Consider the following 12,277-nt stretch of genomic DNA (forward strand, 5'->3'; position numbering starts at 1 on the left):
TTCTTCTAATCCAGGGAAATTCATGATAAAATGCATATGCACGCAACTCCTATCCTTTTTCTTGTTTCTCGACAATTCAAGTCTAAAGGATTTTGGAGCTTGCGTGTTTTTATATGCTCAATTTTTTTAAAACCCCAACATATATTTTAGAGCCTTTTTTAAAAATGTCCTTTACAAAGGGTACCTTTTAAAGTGTAATGGCAGTTTTTTTAGACGTACTATTATATAGTTTTTCACGAACCAAATGGTTACACAATAATATTACGGTGAGGTAAAAAGCCTAATTTTCTTGCTTCATATTCGAGCTCTTCACGAAACTTCGGGTGTGCAATGTTTATTAAAGCTTCTGTTCGTTCACGGACTGTCTTTCCTTTTAACTCTGCAACACCGTATTCTGTTACAATGAGATCTACATCATTTTTCGATGTAGTCGTAACCGCTCCTTGCGGCAATGCAGGTACAATTTTTGATATGGTGTCATTCTTAGCCGTAGAATACAAGCAGATAATCCCTCTTCCATTTTTCGCTAACCTTGCACCTTTAGCAAAGTCAGCTTGTCCCCCTGATGATGAATAGTACTTCCCTTTTACAGTTTCCGAGTTACATTGTCCTAAAAAGTCTACTTCAACTGTTGCATTGATTGAAACGAGGTTATCGATTTTTGCTATAGTACACAAATCATTGGATTTCTCGCAAGGAAGCATAAAAAGATTTTCATTTTCATGCATAAAGTCATAAAGTCTTTTTGTACCAAAGGCAAAAGTCATTGTCGTTTTCCCTTTATATAATGACTTTCTTTCGTTTGAAATTGCCCCTGCCTCATAAAGGTCAACAACCTTATCTGGAAGCATTTCAGTGTAAATGCCTAAATCTCGATGGTCAGTTAAAAATTCCATAACGGCATTAGGCATCGCACCAAATCCAATTTGAAGCGTATCCCCGTCATTAATAATTCCTGCAATTGTTTTCCCTATCTTTTCATGCTTCTCCGAAAGCACAGGGTTAGGTGCAGATGGAAGCTCTTTATGATTTTCGATTATTGCAGTCACTTGACTAATATGAACTTTATTTTGTTCACCGTATGTTCTTGGCATACACTCATTAACTTCAAGAATAATTTGTTTAGCATCAGCAATCAAAGCAGATGTATAAGCAGGACTTACTCCTAGTGAAAAATAACCTTCATCATCCATTGGCGAAACGACTGCCATTAATATGCGGTCTTTTGTCACTTGTTTTAATAACGAGGGTATATCGGAAAAATGATTAGGCAATAAATCTACCTTACCTTCATGAAAGTCAGCTCGGTCAAATCCACCTAAAAACAATGAAATTTGTTTAATTCTCTCTTCCGTAATATCTAAAGTAGGATAGACAGGCAACATCCTATAAAGACGATTTCCACTTAACTTTTTATGTTTAGGAAGGGCTTCAAGTAAAGCTGGAGGCTCACCAGCCATTACAGGTAGAATGATATCCGTTTTAGGTTCTATCATTTGTACGGCTTCTACTGGTGTTTTTAGTTTTGCTTCATATTCTTTTATAAAATCCATCTCTATCTCCTCCTACACATAGACTGTTTTTTCATAGATTAACTAGCTTTATCTTCTTTTTCGCTCACTTCTTCTTTTTGTTTTGCCTTAAATAAGCTCGTTTTTTCAATTAAGAAGTATAAAATAATACCTGCAATTAATCCGTATGTTGCACCGTGTATTGCTAGAACTACAGCCATGATACCTGCTACCCCACGTTCTGTTGTTGTGTGAACTTGTTCAACACCCACACTAATACACACATAAGCAGTAATAATTAATGTTAATGATAGAGCAATTGGCAATACTGGCTGAAATAAGCTGACTAGAGGTAAGATAAATAAAGCAATAAACCCAGCAATCCAGAACGTTCCTATCCCACTATGAATGGAATCCATTGCTTTTCGTCCGTGCATATAGCGTTCTACAACCGTTGCTTGAACAGGTGTCCATAACGGTCCAGCTAATCCTGGGTATGGAGCAAAGAATGCATGGATTAAATTACGGATTGATGTAACAAGGTGAACACGGTTTACGTTTGTATCAATTAATTCGTCCTTACGTTTGGCATCAGCACGTTGTAAAAGTGTCTTACCGACAATAATGTCACCAAAAGCTATAATATAGGCAATAATCGCTGTTGGCACTGCCATTAAAAATATTTCATATCCAGGAAACCCAACTGCGAATGGTAGATAACTCCACATTCCAATAAAGTCAGGCTTCGTAATTCCCCACTCTACATTGGCTAACGGATATTCACTTACCATCCAACCGATAACCATCGCAATAATCATTGCTGGAACAAGGCCATAGTCAGCAATCGATTTAGCAAGTTTATGTTTTTCTACTAACTGTTTAAAAGATAAAGAAAATAAAATATAAAAAGCAATTAAACTTCCAATAATTAAAGAAATTGGAGTATTCATTAATCGGCCGCCGTGTTGAATTTCACCCATTAGTGCAGCAAGTCCTGCTCCAACCAAAATACCGGCTTTTAATGAATTAGGAACAAGTTCTACTAACCTACCTCCTAGCTTTGTAATTCCCATGATAAAAAAGATCGCAAATACAATAAATTGTAAAGCAAATAGGGCTTGAATAGCTTGTGGTCCAGGCTCAAAATTCCCTAAGAAGAGTAATACAACTGGAATAGCAGGTGTAATCCAACCTGGTACCATCGCTACCCCTAAAAGTGTAGGAAGCATAAATCCAATGCCTCCGATAACAACATAAGCTAAGGCTACTTGATAAGGGAGACCTAAATATTCTGTTAATAACGGGATCATCCCTAAGCTTACAACAAACATAATTAGCGCTTGAAGGAACTCTGCTTTCTCCCATCTGTAATGGACAAAAGGTAATCTTACTTTAAACGGTCCTACTGGCCAATATGGCTGTTCCTGTCCTTCTTTTCTTTCATAAATCGGCATACTTTTCCCCACTCTCCTGTTTAGTTTTGTCTCACTTAATAAAACGCTTTCAAAATATTAGATAACGTAATCTAAGTAAGATTGAGACTTTTTAGTATTTAATCTTCTCTATTATTTTAATTTTAAGAAAATTTAGGTTATAGTTGTTTTAATTTTTTTGGATATTGTCTTTAAAATTTTTGCTTATTTGCTTTGGACATTTAAATTTGTAAATAAACTCCGATACTCACTAGGCGTAACGCCCTCTAATTTTTTAAACGTAGTTGAAAAATAAGTTGCACTTGAAAACCCATGATGACAAGCAATAACTTCAATAGGTAGCATGGTGGTCTTTAATTGGTTTTTAGAACGGTCGACTCGATACCTCATTAGGTATTCGACAAAGTTATAACCTGTCTCTTCTTTAAACATACGACTAAAGTGAGACGGACTTAAATAAACAAGATTAGAGATTTCTTTTAGAGTAATTGATTGATAAAAGTATAATTGGATAAACTTTTTTGCTGTCTCTATTGGGTTAGCAAGATCCGTTTCAAAGCTATCGTTCACCGAGCTTTTTCGTTGTAAAATGTGTTCATGATTTCTAACTGCATTTTGTGCAAGAATTCGACTGAAAATAGACATTAACTCACTTTTAACGACAGGTTTTAATAAATAGCCAGAAAATCCTGCATTAATACATCTTTGTACTGTATCAAACATTTGCAGATGAGTAAGTACTACGACCGGCAAGTGTGGATACATTTCTAACACCTTCTTGCCAAAATCTATTCCATCCTCATCCGGTAGAGATACATCTAAGAACAGTACAGACGGTTCGTGTTGTCTTAATATTTGCATCGCTTTAGTAGCTGTTTCTGCTGATTTAATTGAAAAATAGTGATACGGAGTTTCTTCTAAAATTGACTTAATCATTTGCTTACTTTCAGTATCATCAACTACTATAATATCTGCCATTATGCATCTCCTTCCACTTTTTTAGGTTACTTTAACTTCAATTAAAAGCAATAGAACTTAAATGGTTCAACCCTTAAAAAGGATAATACTTAAGGACATTAAGGACAAATTATATTTTCCTTTAGTTTTTTTCTTAATACTTTTCCTGTTGGGCTCTTAGGAATATGATCTAAAAGAACGTATTTCCTTGGTCGTTGGTAACTAGACAGCTGGTTGTGATATTTACAAAACCGATCTAACTCTTGAAAACTGATTGAGCAGTCGTTCGGGACAATATATGCAACAACGATTTGGCCCCAACGTTCATCCTCTTCTCCAATAATAATAACTTCATTAACTTTTGGATGCTCTACTAATACTTTTTCAATCAATTCGGGATAAATTTTTTCTCCCCCCGATATAATCATATCGTCGATCCGCCCAACTATATTTAGATCTCCTTCGTCATCAATAAATCCTAAATCCCCTGTGTAATACCAACCTTCATAAATACACTTTTTCGTTATATCTGGCCTGTTCCAATACCCTTTAAATGCTTCTGGAGATTTCATGTTTACGATTACTTCACCCACATCACCATTAGGAACTACCCTTGGATAGAATGAGGCTTCCTTTTTGTAATTTGTTGAAACGAGCTTTATATTTTGGTGAATACCAGGCTTTCCTGCAGTCCCAGGTTTTCTTCTGACGTCAGGAGAATATGTAAATGTATAAATTTCTGTACTTCCGTATTGATTAACTATTCGTTCAGGTTTCATCAACTCATCACATTTATTAATTAATTCTTTAGACATTGAAGCACCAGAATAAACTAAAGTATGTAAAGTTGAAAAGTCAACTTCCTTTGCATATGGATGTGACACTATGTCATGGTACATAGTCGGTGTTTGAAAAAGACAATTAACTTTTTCTTTATCGATAATTTGTAGAGATTCAAGACTATCAAAATCAGATAGGGTATAAAAATTTCCGTTTAACGCAGTTATTACCTGCAATGAACGTAAGCCAATGACATGATATAAGGGAAAAACCCCTAACGTTGTATCAAACCGTTTATATCCACACTGTACAATATGAGCCATTGCCGAAGCATACTCGTTTTTATGCGAACGAGGAACTCCCTTTGGAACTCCTGTTGTTCCAGATGTGTAGTAAATACTTGATATATCTTGGTCTTGAATAATCACACGGTCAAAAGATGTCAAACTATGTTCTTCTAACTCTATAAAGCTGATATCAGCAAGAGGATTATTCTTTTTTATGCTAATAAAAATAGGACGCTCTTTAAATGTTTCCTTCATAATTAAATGTTCACTAGCATCTTCAAATACAACGAACTTCGGTTCCACATCTTGAATGCAGTACATGATATCTTCCTGTGAAAGTCGAAAATTAATCGGAGTAAATATCGCACCAAGCTTTTGAACAGCCCAAAATAATACCACAGTTTCTACTCTATTTTTTAAAAGCACCATGACACGATCTTGCTTTCCTAATCCTAGCTTTTGGAGTGAAGCTGCTACTCTATCTACTTTTTCATTTAATTCATTGTAAGTTAACCTTTGGTTACTATCAACTACAGCAATCCGATTTTGACTTCTATCTACAGAAAATTCGAAAAAATTTTTCAAGTCCAATTCAATACCCCCATATCTAGTACATTAAAAAACCCGCTGCAAAAACTTTATATTTGTGAAACGGGAGTAAGACATCTTGATTATAACTTTATACAACTTGCAGGTTTAAGACAACGCAATTTATTGAAAAAGTAACTTATACACTTTTCTCGGACGTCCTCGATTACCTATTTGCTCTTGTCTTTCAATAGTAGCTAGTCCTAGCTTTTCTAGTTCTGTAAGGATTCGGCGTGCATTTCGCTCCGTTCGGTTTAACCATTGCGCTACTTCGCTCGCCGTAACTACATTTTTCTTATACCGGTGTGAAGTCGCTTCTAGTTTTGAGACTACTTTAGGGCTCAACTGTACTTCTCTAAACTTCTGTTCCCAATCTTTCCCCCATTTACGTTCAGAGTAAGAAATCTCGGTTTCATTCTGTTTAAAATACTCAAGCACTTCTTTTTTTTCATTTACACTTACTATAATTGGTTCGGTATATTCCCGCGCCTGTCTTAATGCGAGACGGACATTTTGTTCTGCATCATACGCTGTTAACCCGTAGCCTATTCCAACTCGAATGTGAAGTCTGCTTTGTAAAAATACATCATCTAACATAGTAAAACGGGAGCTGCCGTTAAAGCGAAAATCAACCTCACCTCTTGTCGTATAGACAAAAAAGAGCCCATCACCGATTTGCACAAAAGATCCCTGAACATTTTGTGCATGCTGTAATAGAACATGCTTGAGATCCAGTTCTTTATGTTTCATCTCGTAGGAATAATAATGCTCCTCTAAGCTCGTACCCGAATGAATTACTTCAATACCTAAGATCGCAATTTGAGAGTGGCGGTACCAACTCGATTGTCCTCTTTCTTTTAAAAGCGTTAAAACTTTTTTAACCGATGACTCCGATGGGATGACTCGATAACTTGGGATACCTAACTTTTGCAATTGAATATGTACTTCTTTAATACAAGTTACAGCTACTTTGCTTTTCCCCTCTTCATACAGCTTCTGATGAAATCTTATAATATCTTCGGCTGGTTCATATCCAGAATAAGAGTAGGAATGAATGTCTAAAGCTTTTAACGAATGCGCATCTTGAATTTGCCTAATTTCTTCTTGCTGTATCGTGTCTAAACTTAACTCTTTTACATGATTTCCTTCATATATTAAAATCTCTAGAAAGGTCCCTAATAAACTTGAACCGTGTAACGTTAAATAAGTAGCTTCCTCCGTTCGTATTAACCCTTTATTCAACGCAAAATAATAAGGAGCTTGTCCAGAAAACAACCATTGGTCAATACGACCAACATTGTCTTCGATAATTTGCTCGGCTTCTTCCGTTTTGTCATAAGAAAACGGGAGAAGCTCCATGTTTTCATTTTTCGAAAATTCTTCTGCGAAATATAAAATCTGCTGCACAGAATCCTCAGGGCCTACAATTGCAATCCGTACTTTCATCCTTTCACCTGCTCCATCACCCGATTAAAAATTAATCAAGAATAATCATTTATAGTTAGCCACTTTTTTTAATAAAGGTTTAGCATGAGAACTGTTTTCTTCAGCTTGTAAATCATAAAGTGTATCTACAGCGGTTTGTGCCATCAGTTCCATTCCGAGTGGGATCGCCTCTTCATTCAACATAAATTTCGGGTCATGAAGCGGTTTTTGTTTTTCTACACCTGGCACTGCGGTTCCTAACCAAAAGTAGGCTCCAGGGTATTTTAATAAAAAGCGACTGAAATCTTCACCACCTAAACATGGTTCAATGATCGGGGTTGAATCAATGCCTAAAAGCTCTATAGCTGTATTTTTAACACGTTGCGCCCACTTTTCGTCGTTGACAGTCGCTGGGTAACCATCATAATACTCGATCGTCGCTTTAGCCCCCATTGATTCAGTAACTCCATGAACAATTGAGAAAAAACGATCTTTTACCATTTGTTTCGTTTCATTTTTAAATGTTCGAATCGTTCCTTCAAATGTGACTTTATCGGCCACCACATTGTACCGATAACCACCCTCAATCCGCCCAATTGTTAATACGGTAGCATCAACCGGATTTACATTCCGGCTTACTATCGTTTGTAAATTATTGATCACCGTATTCGCAACAATGATCGCATCTACCGTTTGATGCGGCATACTAGCATGTCCGCCTGCACCTTCAATTTCAACTTTAAAACGGTCAGAAGCTCCCATCATCGGACCTGGGCGTACACCAATTTGGCCGACTGGTAAATCCGGCCATACGTGTTGCGCAAAAATAACATCAGGTGTATGCTCAGCAAATACTTGATCGTCCATCATCGGACCTGCCCCACCATTCGGCGTAATTTCTTCTGAAGGTTGAAATACAAACAGCACCTTCCCATGGAGCTGATCTTTTACATCACTTAACAAACGAGCCGCCCCTAAAAGCATTGCAACATGCGCATCATGTCCGCAAGCATGCATCTTTCCTTCGATTTTTGATGCAAATGACAAATTCGCTTCCTCAGTGATCGGCAATGCATCCATATCAGCTCGAATAGCGACAGTCTTACCAGGGCTTCCACCTTCGATAACACCTAATACACCCGTCCCAGCATAGCCTGTTGTATACGGAATCTGATATTCATCTAGCTTCTGCTGTATTTTTTTAGACGTTTCAAATTCTTCACCGCTCACTTCTGGAAACTGGTGGAACCAACGTCTTAATTCAATTATTTCCTGTGCCAGCTGCTTACCCTCACCCTTTAAATTCGGTCTCATTACATCTTCTCCTTGCTGCTTCAATTTATGTTTATTTAAGACAATATTATTTCTATAGCTAGACTCTATCGTTCATAGTTTTTTTATTAAAGGAAATTTTCCTTATTCTTTCCTTTATTATAATCTAAATTCCGAAAAATCAAAAGGTTTATCTTGTGGTGCTCTTTCCACTATAAAAAATAAGGCTACTTGGTCCACTATGGACTGCAAGTAACCTCCTTAACTGGAATACTATTCTTAATTACACCATCACTCCCGTTTCTTCTTTTCTAAAGAAACTCTTCATCGCATGAAATACATCCGCTTTTTCCTTTAAGATATAATAACGGAAACGCTCATCTTTGATATTTTTGTAGGCAGACATTAATGTAGAATGACGGCTGTACTGATTAACCTCACCATAACCAAACATACTTGAAACACTCATCAATTCATTGACTAGCTTTAGGCAACGCGCGTTATCGGACGTTAAGTTATCTCCATCAGAAAAATGGAATGGATAAATGTTGTAACGTTTTGGATCGTATTTGTTATCAACGAGTTCAAGCGCTTTTCGGTAAGCAGATGAACAGATCGTTCCACCACTTTCGCCTTTTGAGAAGAAATCCTCTTCAGAAACGACTTTCGCTTCTGTATGGTGAGCGATAAATTCGATATCTACCGTTTCGTACTTCGTTCTTAGGAAGCGAGTCATCCAGAAGAAAAAGCTGCGAGCCATATACTTTTCCCAACGGCCCATACTTCCACTCGTATCCATCATTGCTAAAACAACGGCTTTTGACTCCGGCTTCACTTTCTCACTCCATGTTTTAAAGCGCAAGTCATCGTTGTAAATAGGCACAATCCCTGGTCTTCCTTCTAATGCGTTTCTTTTAATAGCAGAAAGAATCGTTCTTCGTTTATCAATATTGCCCATAAGCCCTTTTCTGCGGATATCATTAAATTCAATTTCTTCTACGATAATTTCATCTTGTTCTTTTCGTTGCAAGTTCGGCAGCTCTAACTCGTTAAACAACATTTCCTGAACTTCCATGATTGAAACTTCAGCCTCGTAATAATCTTCTCCAGCTTGGTCGCCGGCACCTTGCCCTTTTCCTGGCCCTTGTTGACGAGCCGCATTCGGATCTCTTGCTACAACATCCCCTACTTTACTGTCGCCCTTTCCTTGACCAACATGTTTGTTTTTGTCGTAATTGTAACGTATTTTATATTCATCAAGTGACCGAATAGGAATTTTAATAACCTCTCTACCGTTGGACATGACAATGTTCTCTTCACTTACTAGATCTGGTAGGTTTTTTCGAATTGCATCTTGGACTTTTTCTTGGTGTCTTCTTTGATCTTGGTATCCTTTACGGTGGAGGGACCAATTCTCCTTTGAAACGGCATAATTGATATTGTTGTTTTTCATTTCATTCCCCTCCTTGATTTTTTACTCTCTCTACATTACTTTTTCAAAAGTCAATTTTCTATTCACAAACTCCAACGTCTCTTCATATAATGCTTTTGAGACTGCCCTTTTTAGTTATACTAAAAAACAATAACTAAAACAGATGCTTACTCTATCCTATGCAATTAGACAAGAGAGTTGACAATAAATTCTGACAAATCGAGCTCTTTTTTTTGTGGACAAGTTATTTTTTTATTTTCCGGTACCCTTTGTAACGATTACTATACGTTCATTCAACCCTTTTCATGTCTATAACAATCAAATAGAAGAAATAGATGATCATTCCTCAGATTATACATCAAGTAAACATCAGCCAGCATCTGAACGACTAACTAATGAATTTGATTTAGTTAGTATCAATGAAAAACAGAATAACACGACTATAACAATGGAGTTTAATGAACAAGATCCACTGATCTACACACCGATCTCTTTCTATACCAAACTCAAAGAAATCATGGTTAAAATATATACACCCCCAGTCTACTACTGACTGAGGGTGTCTTTTTTCTACAACTATCTGTTTAGTAAGCTTCCAACATATCGAAGTAATTCATTCGCAGATACAGAATTATATCCATGTTCATCTATTAACCTGGCAATAACTTCATTTACTTTCTTCAGTTGTGATTCATCTGGCGTTTTCGTTGAAGTTGTAATTTTAACAATATCTTTTAAGTCAGCGAAAAGCTTCTTCTGGATCGCTTCTCTTAGACGTTCATGCGAGTTATAATCGAACTTCTTCCCTTTTCTAGCATAAGCAGAAATTCGAATGAGAATTTCTTCACGGAATGCTTTCTTTGCATTTTCGGAAATCCCAATTTGTTCCTCAATGGAACGCATTAGTTTCTCATCTGGTGACATTTCTTCGCCTGTCAGTGGATCATACAACTTATTTTTATTGCAATACGCTTCTACATTATCTAAATAGTTATCCATGAGCGTTTTTGCTGATTCATCATAGGAATACACAAAAGCTTTTTGGACTTCTTTTTTAGCAATATCATCGTATTCTTTTCTAGCGATAGAGATAAAATCGATATATCTTTCACGATCTTCTTTAGAAATTGAGGCATGCTGATCTAAACCTTCTTTAATCGACCTTAACACATCTAAAGCATTGATAGATGTCATTTCCTTGCGAATAATTGCCGAGGAAATACGATTAATGACATACCTCGGGTCGATTCCTGTCATACCTTCATCAGGATACTCTTTCTTTAACTCCTCAAGATCTTGACTATTAAAGCCTTCTACTATTTCCCCGTCATATAACTTCATTTTCTTTACGATATCAACACTTTGCTTTTTAGGCTCTTTCAATCTTGTAAGAATCGTAAAGATCGCAGCGATTCGTAAAGCATGTGGAGCGATATGAACATTTGAAATGTCACTATCCCTAATCATCTTTTTATAGATTCGCTCTTCTTCACTCACTTTCAGATTATACGGAATTTTCATAACGATCATTCGGGAGTGAAGGGCTTCGTTTTTCTTATTCGCAATAAAAGATTTATATTCCGACTCATTGGTATGAGCGACAATCAATTCATCTGCAGAAATAAGCGCAAAGCGCCCCGCCTTAAAGTTCCCCTCTTGCGTTAGAGATAATAAGTGCCATAGGAACTTTTCATCACACTTTAACATCTCTTGGAATTCCATAATCCCTCGGTTCGCTTTATTTAATTCCCCGTCAAACCTATAAGCACGTGGATCTGACTCGGAACCGTATTCAGCGATAGTTGAAAAATCAATACTACCTGTTAAATCTGCAATATCTTGTGACTTTGGATCGGAAGGACTAAACGTACCAACACCGACACGTTTGTCTTCTGATAAGAATATCCTTTCGACGATAACATCCTCAATACGACCACCGTACTCTTTTTCCACTCTCATCATATTAAGCGGAGATAAATTTCCTTCTATTTTAATTCCGTATTCCTCAAAGAAATCTCCTCTTAAGTGTTGTGGAATTAAATGAAGCGGATCTTCATGCATCGGACAACCTGCAATCGCATAAACCGCACCAGCATCCGTACGTGTATATTGTTCTAAGCCACGTTTAAGCATCGTTACTAATGTAGATTTACCCCCACTGACTGGTCCCATTAATAGTAGTATTCTTTTACGAACATCTAATCGTTTGGCTGCTGAATGGAAATATTCCTCTACAAGCTTTTCAATCGATTCTTCTACCCCATAGATTTGTTCACTAAAGAATTTGTATGTTTTCTTGCCGTTTTCTTCGTCTACACCTGCATCCTTAATCATATTGTAAACACGTGAATGTGCCGTTTGAGCAACCTGTGGATTTTCCTTAATCATTCGTAAGTACTCAGCAAATGTACCGCGCCAATGTAGTTTCTCTTCTTCTTCCCGGTGGTGCCTAATTCTACCTAAAATATCCATATATTTGGTTCCTCCTCTCAAGTCTAAACATTTGCCGTTGTTAATTCATCCTATGCAGCTAAGAACATAATCATGCCCTCGATTCTCGAATCTGAGTGACAAGTAGAAACGATTAACAAG

9 protein-coding genes are annotated in these 12,277 nt (G+C 36.9%); 1 reads left to right on the forward strand and 8 read right to left on the reverse strand.

What is annotated here, in order from left to right:
- Nucleotides 1-248 precede the first annotated feature (248 nt).
- The 7 genes from ACNSTQ_RS21280 to yhbH form a co-directional block, all read right to left on the reverse strand.
- A complete protein-coding gene (locus ACNSTQ_RS21280; protein ID WP_418201760.1) occupies nt 249-1,553 on the reverse strand; it encodes an acetyl-CoA hydrolase/transferase family protein in 1,305 nt (434 codons plus the stop codon).
- A gap of 38 nt (nt 1,554-1,591) precedes the next feature.
- The gene (locus ACNSTQ_RS21285) at nt 1,592-2,965 is read right to left on the reverse strand and encodes a solute carrier family 23 protein (RefSeq protein WP_418201761.1); all 1,374 of its coding nucleotides are present in this window, start codon (nt 2,963-2,965) and stop codon (nt 1,592-1,594) included.
- A gap of 183 nt (nt 2,966-3,148) precedes the next feature.
- Entirely contained in the window at nt 3,149-3,922 is a 774-nt protein-coding gene (locus ACNSTQ_RS21290) for a helix-turn-helix domain-containing protein (RefSeq protein ID WP_418201762.1), read from the reverse strand.
- Nucleotides 3,923-4,020: 98 nt separating this feature from the next.
- Nucleotides 4,021-5,559: a class I adenylate-forming enzyme family protein gene (locus tag ACNSTQ_RS21295; RefSeq protein WP_418201763.1), complete on the reverse strand. Its 1,539-nt coding sequence runs from the start codon at nt 5,557-5,559 to the stop codon at nt 4,021-4,023.
- A 120-nt stretch (nt 5,560-5,679) separates the two neighbouring features.
- Complete coding sequence (locus ACNSTQ_RS21300) at nt 5,680-7,002, reverse strand: hypothetical protein (protein ID WP_418201764.1); 1,323 nt, start codon at nt 7,000-7,002, stop codon at nt 5,680-5,682.
- A gap of 45 nt (nt 7,003-7,047) precedes the next feature.
- Entirely contained in the window at nt 7,048-8,295 is a 1,248-nt protein-coding gene (locus tag ACNSTQ_RS21305) for a M20 metallopeptidase family protein (protein WP_418201765.1), read from the reverse strand.
- Nucleotides 8,296-8,536: 241 nt separating this feature from the next.
- Nucleotides 8,537-9,706, reverse strand: a complete 1,170-nt coding sequence (gene yhbH / locus ACNSTQ_RS21310; protein ID WP_418201766.1) for a sporulation protein YhbH — start codon at nt 9,704-9,706, stop codon at nt 8,537-8,539.
- Nucleotides 9,707-9,920: 214 nt separating this feature from the next.
- On the opposite strand from yhbH, the gene ACNSTQ_RS21315 reads away from it, so the two are divergent.
- Nucleotides 9,921-10,238 (forward strand): hypothetical protein, encoded by a 318-nt coding sequence (locus tag ACNSTQ_RS21315; protein ID WP_418201767.1) that lies wholly within the window; start codon nt 9,921-9,923, stop codon nt 10,236-10,238.
- A gap of 23 nt (nt 10,239-10,261) precedes the next feature.
- Here the strand turns inward: ACNSTQ_RS21315 and ACNSTQ_RS21320 are convergent, their stop codons facing one another.
- A complete protein-coding gene (locus tag ACNSTQ_RS21320) occupies nt 10,262-12,157 on the reverse strand; it encodes a PrkA family serine protein kinase (RefSeq protein WP_418201768.1) in 1,896 nt (631 codons plus the stop codon).
- Between the last annotated feature and the right edge of the window lie 120 nt (nt 12,158-12,277).

The organism is Alkalihalobacterium sp. APHAB7, assembly GCF_048323755.1.
In the GTDB taxonomy this organism is placed as follows: domain Bacteria; phylum Bacillota; class Bacilli; order Bacillales; family Bacillaceae_F; genus Alkalihalobacterium.